The sequence below is a fragment of the Novosphingobium sp. CCH12-A3 genome (assembly GCF_001556015.1).
Taxonomy (GTDB): Bacteria; Pseudomonadota; Alphaproteobacteria; order Sphingomonadales; family Sphingomonadaceae; genus Novosphingobium; species Novosphingobium subterraneum.
On record NZ_LSIA01000170.1, the window covers coordinates 1 to 20,053 of the forward strand.

At 63.9% G+C, this 20,053-nt stretch carries 17 protein-coding genes; 12 read left to right on the top strand and 5 right to left on the bottom strand.

The genetic code is table 11. The features are described 5' to 3' along the window. Positions 1-299 precede the first annotated feature (299 nt). The 7 genes from AX703_RS13535 (at position 300) to AX703_RS13565 (ending at position 9,021) form a co-directional block, all read left to right on the top strand. Entirely contained in the window at positions 300-1,199 is a 900-nt protein-coding gene (locus AX703_RS13535) for an alpha/beta hydrolase (protein WP_156452058.1), read from the top strand. Between the two features lie 135 nt (positions 1,200-1,334). Continuing rightward, entirely contained in the window at positions 1,335-3,608 is a 2,274-nt protein-coding gene (locus AX703_RS13540) for a TonB-dependent receptor (RefSeq protein WP_062344769.1), read from the top strand. Positions 3,609-3,616: 8 nt separating this feature from the next. Further along, the gene (locus AX703_RS13545) at positions 3,617-4,444 is read left to right on the top strand and encodes a LuxR family transcriptional regulator (protein WP_062344771.1); all 828 of its coding nucleotides are present in this window, start codon (positions 3,617-3,619) and stop codon (positions 4,442-4,444) included. Between the two features lie 97 nt (positions 4,445-4,541). Then, a complete protein-coding gene (locus AX703_RS13550; protein WP_156452059.1) occupies positions 4,542-4,922 on the top strand; it encodes a hypothetical protein in 381 nt (126 codons plus the stop codon). After that, on the top strand, positions 4,919-7,195 hold the full coding sequence (locus AX703_RS13555; RefSeq protein ID WP_062344775.1) for a N,N-dimethylformamidase beta subunit family domain-containing protein: 2,277 nt from the start codon (positions 4,919-4,921) through the stop codon (positions 7,193-7,195). The genes AX703_RS13550 and AX703_RS13555 overlap by 4 nt, the downstream gene beginning before the upstream one ends. Next, the gene (locus AX703_RS13560) at positions 7,192-7,863 is read left to right on the top strand and encodes a TetR/AcrR family transcriptional regulator (RefSeq protein WP_197423716.1); all 672 of its coding nucleotides are present in this window, start codon (positions 7,192-7,194) and stop codon (positions 7,861-7,863) included. The genes AX703_RS13555 and AX703_RS13560 overlap by 4 nt, the downstream gene beginning before the upstream one ends. Before the next feature lie 201 nt (positions 7,864-8,064). Next, entirely contained in the window at positions 8,065-9,021 is a 957-nt protein-coding gene (locus AX703_RS13565) for a dimethylarginine dimethylaminohydrolase family protein (RefSeq protein ID WP_062344779.1), read from the top strand. 173 nt (positions 9,022-9,194) lie between these two features. Here AX703_RS13565 and AX703_RS13570 read toward each other — a convergent pair whose 3' ends face one another. The 3 genes from AX703_RS13570 to AX703_RS13580 all read right to left on the bottom strand — a co-directional run bounded on the left by AX703_RS13570 (position 9,195) and on the right by AX703_RS13580 (position 12,895). After that, positions 9,195-10,478: an MFS transporter gene (locus AX703_RS13570; RefSeq protein WP_062344781.1), complete on the bottom strand. Its 1,284-nt coding sequence runs from the start codon at positions 10,476-10,478 to the stop codon at positions 9,195-9,197. A gap of 53 nt (positions 10,479-10,531) precedes the next feature. Continuing rightward, complete coding sequence (locus AX703_RS13575; protein WP_062344801.1) at positions 10,532-11,341, bottom strand: 2-keto-4-pentenoate hydratase; 810 nt, start codon at positions 11,339-11,341, stop codon at positions 10,532-10,534. An 81-nt stretch (positions 11,342-11,422) separates the two neighbouring features. After that, positions 11,423-12,895 carry a UxaA family hydrolase gene (locus AX703_RS13580; protein WP_062344803.1) on the bottom strand — a complete coding sequence of 491 codons (1,473 nt, stop codon included), beginning with the start codon at positions 12,893-12,895 and terminating at the stop codon, positions 11,423-11,425. Positions 12,896-13,124: 229 nt separating this feature from the next. Between AX703_RS13580 and AX703_RS13585 the strand changes: the two genes are divergently transcribed. The 5 genes from AX703_RS13585 to AX703_RS13605 all read left to right on the top strand — a co-directional run bounded on the left by AX703_RS13585 (position 13,125) and on the right by AX703_RS13605 (position 18,244). Beyond that, on the top strand, positions 13,125-14,141 hold the full coding sequence (locus AX703_RS13585) for a LacI family DNA-binding transcriptional regulator (protein ID WP_039335866.1): 1,017 nt from the start codon (positions 13,125-13,127) through the stop codon (positions 14,139-14,141). Positions 14,142-14,255: 114 nt separating this feature from the next. Next, on the top strand, positions 14,256-14,894 hold the full coding sequence (locus AX703_RS13590; RefSeq protein ID WP_039335864.1) for an RpiB/LacA/LacB family sugar-phosphate isomerase: 639 nt from the start codon (positions 14,256-14,258) through the stop codon (positions 14,892-14,894). 26 nt (positions 14,895-14,920) lie between these two features. After that, complete coding sequence (gene kduD, locus AX703_RS13595) at positions 14,921-15,688, top strand: 2-dehydro-3-deoxy-D-gluconate 5-dehydrogenase KduD (protein WP_062344783.1); 768 nt, start codon at positions 14,921-14,923, stop codon at positions 15,686-15,688. A gap of 14 nt (positions 15,689-15,702) precedes the next feature. Beyond that, a complete protein-coding gene (locus tag AX703_RS13600) occupies positions 15,703-16,713 on the top strand; it encodes a sugar kinase (RefSeq protein ID WP_062344785.1) in 1,011 nt (336 codons plus the stop codon). After that, positions 16,700-18,244, top strand: coding sequence for a carboxylesterase/lipase family protein (locus tag AX703_RS13605; protein ID WP_062344787.1), 1,545 nt, complete (start codon positions 16,700-16,702; stop codon positions 18,242-18,244). The genes AX703_RS13600 and AX703_RS13605 overlap by 14 nt, the downstream gene beginning before the upstream one ends. On the opposite strand, the gene AX703_RS13610 is transcribed toward AX703_RS13605, so the two are convergent. Both AX703_RS13610 and AX703_RS13615 read right to left on the bottom strand, forming a co-directional pair. Then, positions 18,213-18,608 (bottom strand): cupin domain-containing protein, encoded by a 396-nt coding sequence (locus AX703_RS13610; RefSeq protein ID WP_062344789.1) that lies wholly within the window; start codon positions 18,606-18,608, stop codon positions 18,213-18,215. The genes AX703_RS13605 and AX703_RS13610 overlap by 32 nt on opposite strands. Next, a complete protein-coding gene (locus tag AX703_RS13615) occupies positions 18,605-19,945 on the bottom strand; it encodes a polysaccharide lyase family 1 protein (RefSeq protein WP_062344791.1) in 1,341 nt (446 codons plus the stop codon). The genes AX703_RS13610 and AX703_RS13615 overlap by 4 nt, the downstream gene beginning before the upstream one ends. Positions 19,946-20,053: the final 108 nt, after the last annotated feature.

A 20,053-nucleotide genomic window follows, 5' to 3' on the forward strand; every position in this document is an offset into this window, starting at 1 on the left:
ATCCGGCGTGCCGCAAGACACTGTCATTCAACGAATTAGTTTCGAATCCGACTCTAAGGCACTGGAGGCTAAGCCAGACAGAACTCGGCTTGGTATCGAATTTGGGCAAACTCGTAAGATTCTGATCGACGTATGGGAGAAGTATCGTGAAGCGAGTTTCACGGCGAGAGTCCTTCAAGCTGGCTGCCATCGGAACTGCGGGCTGCCTTCTGGGCGGGCTGGGCGAACTGGCGCGTGCCAGCGAGCCAGAGGAATTCGCCTACGTTCACCCTGAACTGCGCCCCTTTGCCAAGCAACTCATGGCCATGCTTGAACCCATGCCCGAGCTTTCCGAAAAAAGCTTGTCATTCACCCGGAAGGCAATGGGCGGATGGGCGCAGCCTCCCCTCCAAGCCCCCGCCTGGACCAGACAATCTGTACCTGGTTTGACGGGCCACCCGGCGGTCACCGTGTACGTCGTCAACAGCGACGCGTCGAAACGCCGTCCGGCAATCCTTCACACGCACGGCGGAGGCTTTGTCAGCGGCACAGCTATCAGCATGGTTGCTGACCTGCAGCGTCTGGCTTTGGAATTGGACTGCACGATCGTCACAGTCGATTATCGTCTCGCGCCGGAAACACGATATCAGGGATCCATTGCAGACAACTATGCAGCTCTCGAATGGCTTTACGACAATGCGACATCCCTTGGCGTCGATGCAGGCAGGATCGCCCTTATGGGCGAGAGCGCAGGCGGCGGGCACGCAGCGCTGTTGGCCCTCAAAGCGCGTGATGTCGGCAAGGTCCCGATCGTCGCACAGGTTTTGATATACCCGATGCTGGATGACCGCACCGGAACCGTGGAGACGCCAAAGGCTCCGATCGGCACGATTGTCTGGACTGCTGCCAAGAACCGGTTCGGGTGGGGTGCGTTTCTGGGGATGGAGCCAGGCATGGATGCTTCTCCTGTGGCGGCAGTGCCAGCCCGTCGTTCGGATCTGGCCGGATTGCCGCCCACCTTCATCGGGGTCGGAGCTATCGACCTTTTTGTCGATGAGGACATAATGTACGCCAAGCGTCTGATCGCTGCCGGCGTTCCGACCCGGCTGGAAGTCGTGCCCGGCGCGTTCCATGGATTTGACGGGATCGCTGCTTCAACCCAGGTGGCGAAGAACTTCCATGCGTCGAAAGTAGCTGCTTTGCGGAGCGCTTTCGCTTGACAGCGATATCGCCTCAACAGGCAGTATGAGCGCCCAGCTGTCCCCGCTTCGGGTGAATTGTTACATCCAGCCCAAGTGAGAACATTGCCTCCAGAGCCAAGCTTTGGGACGGGTTCGGCACAAGGGGGGAATGAGATGGTTGGTACAACTGTGGCGGGCAGGTGGGGACTGTCGCTGGCAGCGCTTGCATCGTCGATGCTGGTTGCTCCTGCCCATGCCGAGGAGGCTGAAGACCAGGCAGCTTCCGGCACGATCCAGGAAATCACCGTCACTGCTCAGAAGCGCAGGCAGTCTGTGCAGGACGTCGGGATCACCCTTTCGGTCGTCAGTGGCGACAGCCTGGCCCAGGCCGGCGCCAGCTCCGTCACCGACCTGACCTCGCTGGTTCCCAATATCCAGGCGAACTACGGCGCCGGGCAGGTTGCGTTCAACGTCCGCGGGATCGGGACCAACGAATTCTCCGCCAACCTCGATTCACCGGTCGCGATCAACGTCGACGAGGGATACCTCGCCAAGACCTTCATGAGCGGTCTCCTCCTGTTCGACATCGATCGCGTGGAAGTGCTCAAGGGTCCGCAAGGTACGCTGTTCGGGCGCAACGCCACTGGCGGCGCGGTCAACTTCTTCACGCGCCGCCCGACGAGCGAACTCGCTGCCGGAGGCACCGTTTCGTTCGAGAATTACCGCACGCTTCGCGCGGAAGGCTATGTCAGCGGCCCGCTCAGCAGCACGATCTCGGCGCGCCTTTCGGGCATGGTCACGGACCAGGGCCGCGGGACCTATCGCAATCTCACGCTCGGTCGGCGCGAAGGCTTCGAGAAGAAGTGGGCCCTGCGTGGCCAGCTTCTTTGGGAAAGCGGGCCCGACAGCGTGCTGGTGACCGTGTTCGGCGGACGGCAGAACGGCGAGCTTCAGCCTTACGAAGGCGTCGGCGTATTCACCCCGGCTTCGGTAGCGGCAGGTGCCCCGGTGTTCTGCGGCGCTTATCTGGCGGGGCGTGCCACGGGCGGCAACAGCGGCTGCGTCAAGGGCACGGACGGCCTGTTTCCGGGCGACAACGACCCGTTCACCTCGAACAACAACCAGCCTCATACCGTCCGCAACCGCTCGATCGGCGCAACCGTGCGCTATGAGCACGAGTTCGACGGCGCGACGCTGACCTCGCTGACGTCCTATCAGACCTTCACCCGCCGCCAGCACGAAGACTCCGACGGAAGCCCGGTCAACACCATCGACGTCGACTATTACAACCGGATCCGCCAGTTCAACACGGAGCTGCGGCTGACCTCGAACGGGCAGGGCCGCTGGAACTACGTGCTCGGGCTCTATTACGAGCGCGACGCCTATCGCAACGGCGATTACCTGCAGATCGCGCGAGGCGCAGCACCCGGATTCTACAGCCCCTTCACCCAGACGAGCGACGCGATCGCCGCGTTCTTCCACAACGACGTCCAGCTGACCGATCATCTCAGCCTGACCGCCGGTGTCCGTTATTCCTGGGAGAAGGTCGGCCTGAAGGGCGGCACGTTCGCCGGAACCGGACTTGGCGGCAATCCGCTGGCCCCGACGACGATCGTCGCTACCCTGGCCCAGGCGGACACCAGCCGCACCGACGACGACGCCAACTTCAAGCTGGGCATCGAGTGGAAGCCGGACGTGTCCGGCATGTTCGACAAGTTCATGCTTTATGCGAACGTTTCGACCGGCTTCCGGTCAGGCTCCTACAATGCGGAGTTCACCGCCACCCAGTCTGCGCTGACTTCGCTCGCGCCGGAAAAGATCACCGCATACGAGGCAGGGTTCAAGTCGCTCCTGGCCAATCGCACCATGCAGCTCAACGCCGCACTGTTCCACTACGACTTCCGCGATGGCTTCATCAACGTCGACAGCGCAACCTCGCCGATCCCGGTGACCATCAACGCCGCCGCGATCAACACCTGGGGCGCGGAGCTTGACTGGCAGTGGCGGCCCATCAACGACCTGTCGGTGGGCATGGTGCTCGGTTGGCTCGACTCCAGGATCGACAGCGACATCACTTCGGGCGGCGCCAGCCTCCAGGGTGCCCGCACCGTGCAATCGCCGCGCTGGACCTTCACCGCGCAGGGCAGCTACATGCCCGCCATCGGCAACGGCCTGAAGCTGATCCTTGCAGCCGACGGTAACTGGCGCTCGTCGCAGTTCTTCGAGACGGTCAACTCTCCCTCCAGCCTTGAGCCGGGTTTCTGGCTGGTCAATGCGCGCGCCGGAATTGGTGCCGAGGACGACCGGTGGAGCCTCACCGCGTTCGCCCGCAACCTTACCGACACCCATTATCGTACCTACGTCAATGACTTGCCCGGATTTGGCTGGGTGCTCAACATCTACGGGCAACCCCGGACTTATGGACTTGCCGCAAACTTCAAATTCTGAGGTTGGAAATGGCCACCTTGACTCCCCGTATCGAAGTGCGTGAGGCTCCTCCGATCATACGGAGCGGCCGCGTCATGAAGCCAACGATCCTCTCATCCGGTTACGTCGTCGATCAGGAAGAGGGGCCGCTCGCGCGTCTCACCGAGGGTCTCGACCGCGCCAGCGGACTGGAAGAGCGTCTCGATGTCCTTCACGACTTTCTGCAATCGTTGGGTTGGAAGCAGTTTGTCTACGGGTGGTCAAGCGGGCCGCTTGGAGGGCAGTGTGGCAATGTGCCTGTCCTTGTGCGGGCGTTCCCGACGAACTGGGACCGGCACAGCCGCCACGATCCATACTTCCTTTCGGCTGCCAACAGCCGCCGCCCGGTTCGCTGGAGCGACGTGCAGAACAGCGCAGACCTGCTGACCGCACCGCAGCGCGATTGCATGCATTATATCTCGGATCTCGGCCTGACGGACGGGATTACCGTGCCAGTCCATGTCCACGGCCGCCGGTTCGCCTTTCTCACGGCGCTGGGCACCGAATGCAGCGCCCAGGACGCCTGCCGCCAGGAAATGACCGCGCTGCTGACCATGGTTGCGCACTACTTCGATAACCACCTCTGGGCAACGACAGAACAGATGGTTGCCGGCCAGATCGCGCTCAGCCCGCGCGAGCATCAGTGCCTGGTCTGGTCTGCCTACGGCAAGACGATCGAGGACATCGCGGCCATCCTCGATATCTCGGCCGAGACGGTCAGGGTCTATCTGAAACGCATCAACCAGAAGCTGGCGGCAGCGAACCGGACCCATGCCGTCGCCAAGGCGCTGCACATGGGTCTGATCTCGCTGAACTAGGCTTCGCGCCACACCCCAGTCCGACAAGAACGTGCTCCCGCGCGGCTGTCCAGCCTGCGCGAGAGCCAAGCCGTGCCGTCGAAGGAGGCAGGAAATCATGCAGTACCCACAAGCTATCAGGGACCGGCAGGCTGATTACGTTTTCATGTTCGAACGTCGGCTTGCCCAGAAGCTCGCCACGACGATCACCGAGAGAATGATCGAAGAGCATCGACGCAAGCCTTTGGGCCAGCACAGCGATGCCCTGGAGCGGGTGCTCAATTTCTTCCGGCGCGGCGGCCTTGCCGGCAAGGTCGGAATCTTCCAGCCTGATCCTGCCCGACCTGTCTATCGCCTCATCCGCTTTCCCGGCGTCCGCGGCGGCTCGGCCACGATCATCGATGGCGAGCCCGCGACCAGCCTCGCAGAGGCGCATCACGCGGCCTTCCTCCAGCGGATCGCAGACCTGAATTCACAGCTTGCAGGGGACGAGGCATGAGCGCGCCCGGCAACCTCACCGGCTATGCTGATCCGCTCAACGCCCGCTGCGGTGGCAGTGTCGATTTCATGCTGCACGATGCCACGCCAGGCACGGCAGAGATCAGTCTCGTCCGGCTGCTGCACGGCGATACCAACCCGCTCGGGCCGGGTTTCGTCGAGAAGGAAGTAACCGTCGTCACGCTGCCCCGGACCGTGGCGGTCGGGCCGCAATATGTCCCGCTCGGCAGCTGGGCCAGGGCCCGGGACCCTGACGGAGTGCTCAGTGCTTCCCTGCCCTCGGCCACCCTCTTCGCCTTCATCAAGCCGACGACGCCCGGAGCGCGCGAACAGATCATTGCCGGAACGTGGGACCCGGCAACGAAGCGGGGTTTTGCGCTGCTCCTGACCGAAGGCGGGCAGGTTGCTCTCAGGCTTGGCGATGAAGCCGGAACGGCCGAGATCGTCTGCCCCAAGCCGGTTGCAGCGCACGCCTGGCATTTCGTCGCCGGTGGCTGGGACGAGACAGGCAAGCTGCTGATCTGGCAGAAGGGCCTGATCTCGCGCTGGAACAGCCTCGTCGGACCGGCACCCGGCTACGATCTCGATGCTGCTGCCACGGAACAGCTGGAGCGGCCGGTGCTGCCATGCGGCGGCCAGTTCACGCTGGCAGCGGCGCTAACCGGCGATGACCGCGCCGTGGCGCACTACAATGGCAAGATCGACCGCCACGGCATCCTCAACGCGATGGCCGGGCATGATGAACTTGCGAGCCTTGCCGCAGGCGAACTGCCCGCCGCCGAGCGGTTGCTGGCGTACTGGGACACGACCGCGGGATACACAGACAAAGGCATCGGCGACGTGATTCGGGACGTCGGACCCCATGGCCTCCATGCCCACGGCATCAACCGACCGATCCGGGCAATGACCGGCTGGAACTGGGACGGCCGCAACGACAGCTTCCGGCTCGCGCCGCATCAGTACGGCGGGATCGCATTCCACGACGATGCGCTTGTCGATTGCGGCTGGCAGGCAAGTGTTTCGATCGAAATCCCGCCCGATCTGCCGAGCGGCGTCTATGCCCTGCGCGTATCCAAGGACGGCAGCGAAGACCACGTGCCGTTCTTCGTGAGGCCGGACAAGGCGCGCGCGGACATGGCCGTGCTTATGCCGACCTTCACGTATCTGGCCTACGCCAACGAACATCTCAGTTTCGAGGCGCCGATTGCCCAGGCCATCTGCGCCAATACGCCGGTGGTGAGTGAAGCGGATCTCACCTGGAAGCAGCAGGAAGCCTTCGGTCTGTCGACTTACGATGTCCATTCGGACTACGCGGGCGTGTGCTACTCCTCGTGGCGCAGGCCGATTCAGAACATGCGCCCGAAGTACCGGATGCCGGCAATCGGTGCGCCGTGGGCTTTCCCGGCAGACCTTTCGCTGATCTGGTGGATGGACGCGGCGGGCTATGAAGTCGACGTGGTGACCGACCATGATCTCGCCGCCGAGGGCCTGGCGCTGATCGCACCCTACCGCGCGGTGCTGACCGGGACCCACCCCGAGTACTACTCGCTCGGCATGCTCGATGCGCTCGAGGACTACGTGGCCGGTGGCGGTCGCGTCGGATACCTCGGCGGCAACGGCCTCTACTGGGTCACCGAGGTGCGTGACGAGGAGCCGTGGTGCATCGAGGTCCGCAAGCTCGATACCGGCTCCCGTGCGTGGCAGGCCGCGCCGGGCGAAGGCTATCTCGCGACGACGGGGGACCGGTCGGGTCTGTGGCGGGCGCGGGGAAGGCCGCCGCAGAAGCTCGTCGCGCTGGGCTTTACCACCGAAGGTATGGACGAAAGCCAGCCGTTCGAGCGCATGCCCGACTCCTTCGAACCCGAGGCGGCATGGCTGTTCGAAGGTGTGGGCCACGATGAACTGATCGGCAACTTCGGGCTGGGTCTCGGTGGCGCCTCCGGGCTCGAGATGGACCGCTACGACCTCGCGCTGGGCACGCCACCGCACACCCTGTTGGTCGCGTCCTCGTTCAATCACTCGGACAACTACCCGTTGGTGTCCGAAGACATCACCTATGCCTTCCCCGGCAGGGGCGGCACGCAGGACCCGCAAGTGCGTGGCGACATTGCATTTTATGCCAACGCCAAGGGCGGCGCAGTGTTTGCCGCCGGGTCGATCGCGTGGAGCCAGGCATTGCCATGCAACGGCGGCAAGAACAACGTCGCGCGCATCATGTCCAACGTGCTCGATGCGTTCCGCTCGTCGGACCCGCCATTTCTGCCGCGCACATGACGCGAAGGTCCGGCCCTCCCTTGCACGTCGCCCAGTTGACCCTGCCCGACAGGATGGGCGGCTACGCCAAGGGAGACCGGACGCGCCGCGTAATCCTGCAGGCGGCGCATGATCTTTTGCTTGAGCATGGCTACGCCGCCCTTACGCTGCGCGGCGTAGCCACGGCCTGCAACTTGCGCATGGGTAACCTGACCTATCACTTCCCCTCGCGCGAAAGCCTCGTCTCTGCCTTGTTCGACGCGATCATCCGTGGATACGAGGACGCCTTCGCCGAGATCATGGCCGACCAGAAGCTCCCTCCTGTTGCGCGCCTGATGGACGTGTGCCGGCTCATCATGGACGATATCGGCACGCGGCGCACCACGCGGCTGTTTCCGGAGCTCTGGGCACTGTCCAACCACGATCCGTTCGTGGCAGACCGCATGTACGAGATGTACGACAGGGCCCGCGCCGCCATCGTATCCGCCGTCCGCTGCGCTTACCCTGCCGCCCACGAACGAAGCGTGGACCTGACCAGCATCTTCATCACTTCGGCGATGGAAGGCATGAGCATCTTTGCCGGGTACGGGAAACCCTATCAGGACGATCGCGCCGAGATTGCCGAAATCGCGCTCGATGCCTTCCTGCACGCGAGCCAGGCCCACGCGGACGAATCGCCAGCCGGCTGACCACGCCCAAGGGTCGCGGCCGTGCATCCTATTTGGAATGTTTCCCCGGGGAAACATTCCAAAATGGCGCGCCCTCGATGGGCGGTGAATTGGCAATGGTGGGCAGATAAAGGCCGCCCAGATAGCCCGACCGCTTCCATCCATGCGGTAGACAGTGGAACGACCGGGCAAGGGCCACCGTTCTCCCAGCCAGGAGAAAATATGAAACTCGATCTTCTTTCGCGATATACCTCTGCAATCGACAGCGTGCCGACCAGTCTCGACTGGCGCATCCGTGGCGAGACCGACCTGCTTACCGACGTCGTCCTTTGCCCGCCGGACTATCTGGCGCCGGTACCTTGCTGCGCCGTTACACGCGATAATCTCGAGCAGGGCTTTGCGGTCGATGTGCCGGCGGCACGCCGGCAGCACGAGGCGCTGTGCGCAGCCCTGCGCTGTAACGGCGTAACCTGCCACTTGGTGACGCCAGAACCGGACCTTCCGGATATGTGCTTCACCCGGGACATCGCCGTAGCGACCCCTTTCGGACCGATGCTGACGGCCCCCGCCATGCCGCATCGTCGTGGCGAAACCGAGGCTTTGGCGCGCCACGTCAGAGCCTGGGGGCTTAACTGGCCGCGCGTCACCACGGGCACGATCGAGGGTGGAGACATCTGCATTGCCCGTGAGGGCCTCCTCCTGATCGGGAGTTCGGGCGAGCGGACTTCGCGCGATGGGCTCGAGGAGTTCGCCGCGCCGTTCCACGATGCTGGTTGGGAAGTGCTGGTCTGCCCGTTCCATGCAGACCACCTCCATCTCGACACCCTGTTCTGCATGGTCAGCCAAGACGAAGCCCTGGCCTGTGTCGAACTGCTCGATGCAAGCTTTGTTGCGCGGCTTCGCGAGCTTGGCATTGCGCTTATCGACATGCCAGCCGCCAGCGTGCCGCAGCTCGGCTGCAACATCCTTGCACTGGGTGGCAAGAAGATCATCGCCAGTGAAGACGACGAGGCCGTCTCACGACTCCGCGCCCGGGACTATCACGTTGAAACAGTTGACGTTTCGCAGTTCACCCGCTGCGGCGGCGGCATACACTGCCTGACTCTTCCAGTCCGGCGCGTGCCAGGCGCGCGATTGGAGCTACCTTTGTCCCATTTGCAGTTTCGCCATCGCCGTTGACAGATCTTGACGTCGAACGGCTTGGCAAGGACTTGCCTTGGGCTGCACCGATGACCGAGAGGAGCCAGTCCCTGCATGGGGCCCTGGCGTCACTCGGATGATGGTCGAAGCAACGGGTAGGGAGTGCCCCTTTCAATGACGCTCTCGTGCAGCGCCTCGCTTGCCAACGCGCCTCAGACGGCTGCTGGAGCGAGCCGCGGGCTGAGTATATGCACGACAGCCAGGGCAAGCAGGTAGCTGCTCGCGCAGATGGCGAAAAGAACCTCGTACGAGCCGCCGGTCTTGTCGAGGATGTAGCCGGTGAACAGGGCCATGCCCATCCCGCCGAGAGCCCCGACCGTGCCGCCAATGCCGACCACCGAGCCTACCGCCCCACGGGGGAACACGTCTGAAGGCAGCGTGTAGAGGTTCGCCGAGAAGGCCTGATGCGCCGCAGTGGCAAGCCCGATGATGAATACGGCAGCCGACACGCTGTCGAGGCTCTGCGCGAACCAGATCGGCAGTACCGCCACGGCGCACAGAAACATCGTGGCCTTGCGCGCGAAGTTCGGAGTGCGGCCAGCCTTGATCAGGCGGGAGGACATCCATCCGCCGAAGATCGAACCACCATCGGAAATCAGGTAGATCGCGGCAAGCGGCAGACCGAATGTCTTGAGGTCCATGTCATAGCGCTCGAACAGGTAGCCGGGCAGCCAGAACAGGAAGAACCACCAGACCGGGTCGATCAGGAACTTGCCAAGCGCATAGGCCCAGGTCTCGCGCACGGTCAGAAGCTTTGCCCAGCCGATCTGCTCCACCGGGTCTGCCGGGTCCTGCTGTATCCAGGCAAGTTCGGCCGGCGAGACGCGCGGGTGTTCGGCAGGATGGCAATAGATCAGCCACCATGCGACGAGCCATGCCACACCGAAGATGCCGGTGATGAAGAATGCGGCGCGCCAATCGAACCACAGCACAAGCGCCGGGACCAGCAGTGGCGTGATGATCGCGCCCACATTGGCACCGGCGTTGAACAGGCCGATCGCATAGGCGCGCTCGCGCTGGGGGAACCAGTCGGTGACGGCGCGAATGCCAGCCGGGAAGTTCCCGCTTTCCCCGACGCCGAGACCGAAGCGCGCGGCGGCAAAGCTGACAAGACCGGTTGCGAAGCCGTGCGCCACGTGCCCGGCAGTCCAGATCACGATTGCGATGGTATAGCCAAGCTTCGCGCCGACCACATCAACGATGCGGCCAAAGCCAATGTAGCCGATGGCATATGCGACCTGGAACCAGAACACGATCTGGGCGAAATCGGTCTCGCTCCAGCCGAACTCGGCCACTAGCGTCGGCTTGAGCACGCCGATCATCTGGCGGTCGATGTAGTTGACTGCCGTGGCCGCAAAAAGCAGGGCAACGATGACCCAGCGGTAGCGCCCGGCCTTGGCAGAGGCGGCTGCAGCCGGGTTGAAGTTCTGGTCCATTGCTTCTCTCCCGAAGCGGCCAACCCGTTACGGGCTGTGCCGCCAAGTGCAATTCAGCGGGGGCCCGCCGCGATGATCGAGCAGGTCAATTCGCCGTGGCCCTCGAAGATCGCACGAAATTCCTGGCCGACGGCGATCTCGTGCACGCCGGTCACGGCACCGGTGGAGACCCATAGGCCCTGCGACACATCGAAACCTCGAGCCAGCAGATTGCCAAGCAGGAAGCGCACCGCACCGTAGGGCCCGTCGAGCATCGCGGCAGCGGTTGCCGACCCGACTTCGACTCCGTCAATCTCGCTCCTGACCCTCATGGAGCAGAGGTCGGTCGACTGCCAGTTGGGCAGAGCGGCGCCACGCACCAGGCCAGTGTTGTTGCCGAAGTCGGACACGGTAACCGCCGGACCATCGGCATTGATGCCCGGGTAGGGCGAACTTGCGATCTCGATCCCGATGCGGACATCATCAACTATCGCGATCGTGCCGGCGTCGTCAGCAGGAACCGGACCCTTGAAGCCCGGCGCGACGTGGACAAGGAACTCGGCCTCGCCTGCGGCGAAGCCTCCTGCATAGACGGGCATCGTTGGAGTATCGCCGGCATTGGCGTCGACGACGCTGTCCGCAAAGATCGGGCCCGCAAGGCGGTTTGCGCCAAGCGACGCGTCGAGAGGGGGATTGATGCGCCCGACTTTCCAGCCGACGACCTCACGCCCGTCGATCGAAATGGCACGCCCCTGTATGCCATAGGCATCGTCGAGACCCTGCGGCGCGGTGCCGGGGTAGGTTTCGAGGACGCGGGCCTCGCGGCGGGCGCTGACGAAGGCCGCTGCAACCTGATCCGCATTCTCGTTCAATTCGGTCCCCATCCCTTGGTCCTTCATTCTTCCGGCTGCCTATAGGAAACCGGTGTCAATCACAAGTCTCAGCCATCCGGTCGCGTTATACAATTAGAGCGTTACGCCCTTCTTCCAGATTGCCATTTCGCGCTGGTCGCTGCGTTCTGCGGCCGTTCGGCGACCGCTAGCGATAGCGACCAGCGTCTCGAGAAAAGCCGCATCTGCCGCCTGCTCGCCTTCATCGAGCACGCGCGAGGCGTCGAAATCGATCCAGTGGGGCTTGGCCAGCGCCAGGGCCCGGTTCGAGGCGACCTTGACCGTTGGCACCGGAAATCCCAACGGCGTGCCGCGCCCGGTGGTGAACAGCAAGAGCGTTGCACCTGCTGCGGCAAGGGCCGTGGAAGAAACCGCATCGTTTCCGGGCGCTTCGAGCAAGGCGAGGCCGGGTTCGACCGCCTGACCCCCGTAATCCAGCACCGAAGCGAGCGGCGCGGTCCCGGCCTTCTGCACGGCGCCGGCAGACTTTTCCTCGAGCGTTGTAATCCCGCCGGCGATGTTGCCGGGCGACGGATTTTCCGACACCGGCAGGCCCTGATCGAGGTAGTAACGCTTGAAGCGGTTCACCAGCGCAGCGGCAGACGCGAACGTCCGAGCATCGACGGCGCGATCCAGCAGCGCCTGCTCCGCGCCGAAGATTTCCGGAATCTCGGTGAGGATCGGCGTGCCCCCGGATGCGGCCAGGCGTTCGCTGAAGCGGCCGAGCATCGGATTGGCGGTAAGACCTGACAAGCCATCGGACCCACCGCACTTCAGCCCCACGATCAGCGCGGAGAGCGGCAGGTCCTCGCGCTGCGCGGAGACTGCGAGTTCGACCAGTTCGTCTACCAGCGTTGCCGCTTCCACCAATTCGTCGCCGGCGGATTGCGAGGGCAGCGTCCGTACCTTGGACCGCGCCGTTTGCGGCAGGGCGGCCAGCAAAGCGCTCAACTGGTTGGATTCACACCCCAGACCGAGCAGCAGGACGCCAGCCGCATTGGGATTGGCGGCCAGCCCAGCCAGCAGCGCGCGGGTCGCGTCGAGATCGTCTCCCAATTGCGAACAACCGTGAGGATGGTTGAACGCGTGAACGCCGTCGATCCGGCCCTCCGCAATGAAGGCGGCATGGCGTGCTTGTGCAGCACGGGCGACCTGCTCCGCAGTGCGACCGACGCAGCCCACTGTTGGCAGGATCCAGATTTCATTGCGCGTCGCGGCACGACCATCGGGGCGTCGGTAGCCCTGCCAGGTCCGTGCGACGCTGGTCGCCGTGGCCAATCCGCCGCGTGCGACTTCGGCAGAGTAGACCTGTTCGCCGTCAAGCGCGGTCTTCACGTTGTGGACGTGGACGTGTTCGCCAACCTGGATGTCCTGGATGGCAACGCCGATCGGCAACCCGTACTTCACGACCCGATCACCGACGACGTGGGCGCGCGTGGCGAACTTGTGCCCCTGCGGAATGTCTTCCATGATCGCAAGGGCGACGCCGCCGACTGTGACCGCCGCCTCACGGGAAAGCGGACGCAGCGCCACCGCAACGCTGTCCATCGCGTGAACGCGCAACACGTCCGGCAGGGCAACGACGACCGACAATCCGCGACTCTCCCAAAAATACGCCCGGCAGGGCGCCGTCTTTGGATAGCTTCTAGGTAACCGGTGTCAATGGCCAAGACACGCGGCCCATTGCAAAGTCTGACAAGAACCGGCTAGGAACGCTGCAACGCCTTGACACCGGTGTAAGTCACCGTGAACCGGGCTCGAATCGACGGGACGACGTGTGAAGAAGTCGAAGGACGGCAAGCCGACAATCAACGACGTGGCGCGCCTTTCGGGCGTCTCGAAGAAAACCGTCAGCCGGGTAATCAACCGCTCGCCGCTGCTCAACGATGCAACGCGCGAGAAGGTCGAGGCGGTGATCGCGGAGCTGGGCTATGTCCCCAACCCACAAGCCCGGGCCCTGGCCCTGCGCCGCAATTTCCTCATCGGCCTGATCCACGATAACCCCAACGCGCAAATGGTGCTGGGCGTGCAGGAAGGGATCCTTTCCGCAATCCGCGATACCGAGTTTGCGCTTGTCGTTCGTCCTGTCAATCGCCGCTCGCCTGACATGCTTGACGACGTGCGGGCCTTTCTCGAACAGCAAAGGCTGTTCGGCGTCATGCTTCTGCCGCCAATTTCCGAGAATGATGCGCTTGCCGAACTGTGCGACGAACTTGGCGTCACCTACGTGCGCATGGGATCGGTCAAGCTTGACGAAGACGAGCACATGGTGGCGTCAAACGACCGCGAGGCGGTTTCGCAAGCGATAGACTACCTGATCCGTCGGGGCCACCGCCGCATCGGCTTCGTCGCCGGTCCCGAAGGTTTCCGCTCCGCTGCCGAGCGGTCGCTGGGCTATCGCGATGCGCTGGAGATGGCGGGGATCCCCTTGGACGATGCCATCATGGCCGAGGGCAACTACACGTTCGAGACGGGAATTGCCGCAGGCAGGAAGCTGCTCGCCGCGACGCCCCGCCCCGGCGCGATCTTTGCGAGCAACGACGAGATGGCCGCAGGCGTGCTGCACGCAGCGCGGACGCTCGGCCTTTCAGTACCCGAGGACCTTTCGATCGTCGGCTTTGACGACACTGCGATCGCCGCTCATATCTGGCCCCCTCTCACCACCGTGCGCTGGCCGATCCAGGCCATGGCCAGAGCCGCGGCGCTCAAGCTGATCGACCCGGCAGAGGCTCGCAAGCAGCCCTCGCACTTCCTTTCCGACCTGATCGAGCGGGCGTCGGTCGCCACCTGCTGATACCTGCAAAAATGGCGCACGAATGGGCTTGCTTCGACTAATGACACCGGTTACCTAAGGGTCAAATTCGCGTCAAACTGCTCGGTCAAGCAAGCCGAAGCGAGAGGAATTCCCATGAAAATCGCATTGATCATCGAGAACAGCCAGGCCGCAAAGGCCAGCCTCGTCCACGAATCGCTGGCCGCCGTGGCAGAGCCGCTTGGCCACGAGGTTCATCATTACGGCATGTACACGCCCGAGGACAAAGCCTCGCTGACCTACGTGATGAACGGCCTGCTTACCGGCATCCTGCTCAACTCCGGCGCTGCCGACTTCGTGGTTACTGGCTGTGGCACCGGGATGGGTTCGATGCTTGCCGCAAACAGCATGCCGGGCGTGTTCTGCGGACTGGTGATCGACCCGACCGACGCGTTCCTGTTCGGCCAGATCAACGATGGCAACGCGATCTCGATGCCCTACTCCAAGGGCTTCGGCTGGGCAGCCGAACTGAACCTGCAGGACGTGTACCGCAAACTGTTCGATGGCGAACGCGGCCTTGGCTATCCCAAGGAACGCGCGGCGATCATGAAGACCAATCGTGGCATCCTCAAGAGCCTCAAGGAAGCTTCCTGCCGTGATATGCTGACCGTCCTCAAGACCGTTGACCAGGACCTGCTCAAGGCCGCCATCGCTGGCGAGAAGTTTGCCGACCTGTTCTATGCCAACTGCAAGGACGAAGCGATCTCCGACTACCTGCGCGGCCTTTCGGCCTGACCCCTGATCCAGGGGAGAGGATAACGATGAACCTGTTCGACCTATCGGGCCGCGTTGCGGTCGTCACTGGTGCCAACACCGGTATTGGCCAAGGCATTGCCGTGGCGCTGGCACAGGCGGGGGCAGACATTGCCGCAGTCGGCCGCACGCCTGCCGAGGAAACCGCAGCCAAAGTTCGCGCACTGGGGCGCAATTGCGAAGTGGTTGGTGCCGATCTTTCGACGATCGAACCGGTGCAGGCTGTGGTCGAACAGGTGATCTCTTCGCTCGGCGGGCTCGACGTGCTGGTCAACAACGCGGGCATCATCCGCCGGGCCGATGCGGTGGACTTCACAGAGGAGGACTGGGACGCGGTGGTCGATACCAACCTCAAGTCCGTGTTCTTCCTCTCGCAGGCGGCGGGCCGCCACATGATCGCCAACCGCGAGGCCACCGGGCGGCGCGGCAAGATCATCAACATTGTTTCGATGCTGAGCTTCCAGGGCGGCATCCGGGTGCCGAGTTACACCGCAAGCAAGAGCGGCGTCGCCGGCCTCACCAAACTGCTTGCCTGCGAGTGGGCGGCCAAGGGTGTGAACGTCAACGCGATTGCACCGGGCTATATCGCCACGAACAATACCGCCGCTTTGCAAGCGGACGAGACGCGCAATCGCCAGATCATGGAGCGTATCCCCGAAGGACGCTGGGGTGATCCGGCGGACATCGGCGGTGCAGCGGTGTTCCTTGCCAGCAGCGCGGCAGATTACGTGCAGGGACACGTGCTGGCCGTCGACGGCGGCTGGCTGGCCCGGTGACCCCTGGCGCCCTGATGGCCGGTCACCTCGTATGCTTTGGCGAATTGCTGTTGCGGCTCTCGCCACCCGGCGCGCGTCTGATGGTCCAGGCGCAGAGCCTCGAGATGGTTGTCGGCGGGGCGGAAGCCAATGTGGCCGTCGCGTTCGCCTCGCTGGGCCACGCCACCCGCATGGTGACGCTGCTGCCCGACAATCCCCTTGGCGACAAGGCGCGGGCCGAACTCGGCGCGGGCGGAGTCGATACCCGCTTCGTCGCCCGTGGTCCCGGGCGCATGGGGCTCTATTTCATGGAGCCCGGCGCTGGGCTCAGGCCCTCATCGATCACATACGATCGCGCCGGGTCCGCATTTGCGCATGCTGACGCTTCGGCGTTCGACTTTGCAGGAGCGCTTGAAGGGGCGAGCCTGCTGCACTTGTCGGGCATAACCCCTGCGCTCGGGCCCAATGGCGTCGCGCTTGCCCGAGCCGCCGTGGCTGCAGCGCAGAGCGCGGGCGTACCTATCTGCCTCGACGGAAACTACCGGGCTCAGCTCTGGGAAAGCTGGAACAGCGATCCGCGCGCCGTGCTGACCGAACTGGTGGGTGCAGCGACCGTGCTCATCGGCAACCACCGCGACATATCACTGCTGCTCGGCAAGACGTTCTCTGGCGATGGCGCCGAACGGCGGCGCGAGGCGGTGGAAGCGGCCTTCGCCGCGTTCCCCAACCTGCAACTGATCGCCTCGACTGCACGCCAGGTGGTCAGCAGCGACCACCATCGCATCGCGGCGCGCGTCGACGCGCGCGAGTCAAAGCATCAGACATCCGAGATCGACGTTACCGGCATCATCGATCGGATCGGGACCGGGGACGCCTTCGCGGCCGGAGTGCTGCACCGTTACCTGCAAGGCGGCGATGCACAGGCCATGGCCGAATGCGGCCTTGCGCTTGCTGCGCTCAAACACTCTGTCCCCGGCGACTTCTGTTTAATAAGGCAGAGCGAACTCGCTGCGTTCAGCGCCGAAGGCGGCGATGTCAGGCGGTGAACTGACCCGGCGCGCGTTGCTTGGCGCCAGTGCGGCACTCGCGGCATCGCCGGTTCTGGGCAGAGCCCGAGACCCGCAAGCGGGACGCTTTACCGGACTGCGCGAGGATGGCGTGCTGGCCTTCAAGGGCATTCGCTATGGCCGTGCAGAGCGGTTCGCACGGGCCGTGCCGGAGCCGTGGCAAGGCCCGCCGCGAAGGGCGCAGAGCTTCGCCCCGATCGCTCCGCAACGTGGCAATCCCGACTTGGCGCAGAGCGAGGACTGCCTGTTCCTCAATGTCTGGACGCCGGATACCAATCCGCGAGCGCGGCGTGCGGTCATGGTCTATTTCCATGGCGGGGCCTATTCCAACGGCACGGTCACCGATCCGCTGACGCGCGGCGGGACGCTGGCGGCGCAGGGCGACGTCGTCGTCGTCACAGTCAACCACCGGCTGAATGCACTCGGCTATGCTTGGCTCAAGCCTTTCGGGCCGCGGTTTGCGGACAGCGGTAATCTTGGGCAGCTGGACCTGATCCTTGCCCTTCAATGGGTGCGCGACCACATAGCCGCGTTCGGTGGAGATCCGGCGCGGGTCATGGTCTTCGGCCAATCGGGAGGCGGCGCCAAGATTGCGACACTGATGGCGATGCCGACGGCTGACGGCCTGTTCCATGTGGCGGCAACGATGAGCGGCCAGCAAGTCGTGGCGAGCGGACCCGGGAACGCATGGAAGCGGACGCTTGCCCTGCTAGCAGCGCTGAAGCTGCGCCCCGATGACGTGGAAACACTTCAGACGATGCCTGTGCAGCGACTCGTCGAAGGCCTTGCCGCACCCGACCCGATCATGGGTGGCAACCTTTACATGGGCCCGGTGCTGGACATGACCAATCTGCCCCGCCACCCGTTCTGGCCGGATGCGGCGCCCCAGTCACTGGGAATACCGATGATCCTGGGCAATGTGCGCGAAGAGACCCGGGCCTTCATCGATCCGCGTGGGCCAAAGCTACAGGGGCTGGCCTGGGACAACCTCGCGGCCCGCATAGCGCCAGAGATCAAGATCGATCTCGACGTCGATTGGGTCGTCGCGCAGTACCGCGCGCAATACCCGCAATGGACGCCAGAGCAGGTGTTTTACTCCGCGACCACGGCGGGCCGCTCGTGGCCCGGGCAAGTGATCGAGGCAGACGAGCGGGCGAAGGCTGGTGCCAAAGCCACCTGGGTCTATCAGCTGGACCGCGCTTCTCCCAGCGATCCTTTGCGCGGTGCCGCACATACCGATGACATCCCGTACGTCTTCGGGACGCTGGATGCGCCCGGCAGCATGAGCGGGACGGATGCAGGCGCTCGGACCACCAGCAGCCTGCTGATGCAAGCATTCACCGGCCTTGCCAAGACCGGCCAGCCCGGGCTGGCGGAATGGATGCCGTACACCCTTCCAGACCGGGAGACGCTGGTGGTTTCGGACGGCCGGGTCCAGACCGTCAACGATCCACGCCGGTGGGAGCGCGAACTCTGGGCTACGGCACCTTACGTTCAACCGGGTAGCTGATGATCAGTGCCAGAGGCGCGTCCCCGCGCTGCGTGATGCCGACGACCGCGCCTTCGTAGAGGTAGGCGGTCATGCCCTTCCTCAGCACGGCACGCTGCCCGTCAGACACGACTTCGCCTTCGCCTTCGAGCACGTAGTAGACCTCATCGTGCGCGATGGGATGTTCGCCGATTGCCGCGCCGACTTCCAGAGTGCGGCGGCGGAACTCCATGCGGCGCGGCTGAGGCACCGCGTCACTGATCCGCCATGCAGTGCTCATGCCGATGCCGCCATGCGGCGGGGGTTCACGCCGCATGGTGTCCACCTCATCGATGACCGCCATGGGCGGCGCTGCGGCAAGCAACAGGGCGAAGACCGCGTTCATGGCTGGCGCATCGTCGCGTCGCGGGAAGAGAGTTTCTCCTGCGGTCCCGCCTTCTGGCCCGGATACCGGCCCGACTTCGGCGTCATCGTATCGAGGTTCCAGTCGGCCTCGACGAAGGGCGCGAATGTGGCCACGGTGTGCGGATAGCCGCCGACTTCTTTCTCGTCGTCGATGATGTCGCCACGTCCTTCGGCGACGAAGAACAACACCCGGATATCATCGGGCGCACGATCCCACGGACGCGCACCGACTGTCTGCAGCACGGACGTCTCTACCTCACCCGAAGGCAGGGTGCTGTAGCGAGAGATGTCGGTCAGGGGCGCTTTCGCGGTGATCAACCTGGCCCGCGTCTCGCCATAGCGGCCGAACTGCGGAAGGGGGTTGCCGTGGCGGTCGACCGCGCGGTTGTCCTTGCCGAAGTACTTGAGATCGCCATCGCCGCCCAGCATCAGGAACGGCAGGCCCGGATCGGTATCGTTGCCGCCGCGCATGACGTTGCCAACTGCAGTGATCTCGCCAGTCACATAGTCGTGGCCGCCCCATTCGAGGTTCATCAGGTTGTAATGCACCGCGCGGTGGCCGGGATTGTAGATCACATTGTTGATCATGGTGACCTGCGCGCCGCCCTTCACCAGTGGCGAACGCTCGACATTATGCGCCCAGACGTTGCGGTAGAAGGTGATGTTCGTCGCATTGTCATGGATGAGCGAACCCTTGGAATGCTCACCCTTGGGGTGGCTGGCATTGGCAAGTCCTTCCGCAGCGATGTTCTCGCGGAAGACGATGTCGTGGCTGGTACCAGCGCGCCATTCGGCCACGGAATTGCCGGTGAAGCGCGGTCCCGACGCGGACATGTTCTCATCGAGCGCCCACAGGAAGCTACAATGTTCGACCACGACATTGCGCGCCGCCACAGTCGAGAAGGCGTCAGCCTCCCAGCCTGAAAGCTTGGCCTGACCATCAGCACCGGTCATCACGCGCAAGTGGGAAAGGATGACGTCGTGCGTCTTCAGATCGATGCCACCCTTGACGATCGTGATTCCCGGCGACGGCGCAGTCTGTCCCGCTACCGTAACGAACGGCTCGGTGATCTCCAGCGTGTCGCGGCCCATGTCGATCGTGCCGCCGACCTCGAACACGACGGTGCGCGGACCCTTTGCGGCAAGCGCCTCGGCAAGTGATCCAGGGCCAGCCTTTGCCAGCGTGGTAACGCGGATGATTCGCCCGTTGGCCCCGCCCTTGGTCGGATCGGCGGGGTGCGGCCCGGCCCAGGCGGTCGTTGCCAGCAGACTGGCGAAAATGGCGGAAATCGTGAACTTTTGCAGTCTCTGATGCATCGCAGACTCTCCCATTGGCATGGTTATTGACAGAGGCGCGATGCAAGGGCAATAAATAATGACACCGGTTACCTAAATGACATGCCAAGCCTTTGCGGGCATGATCGC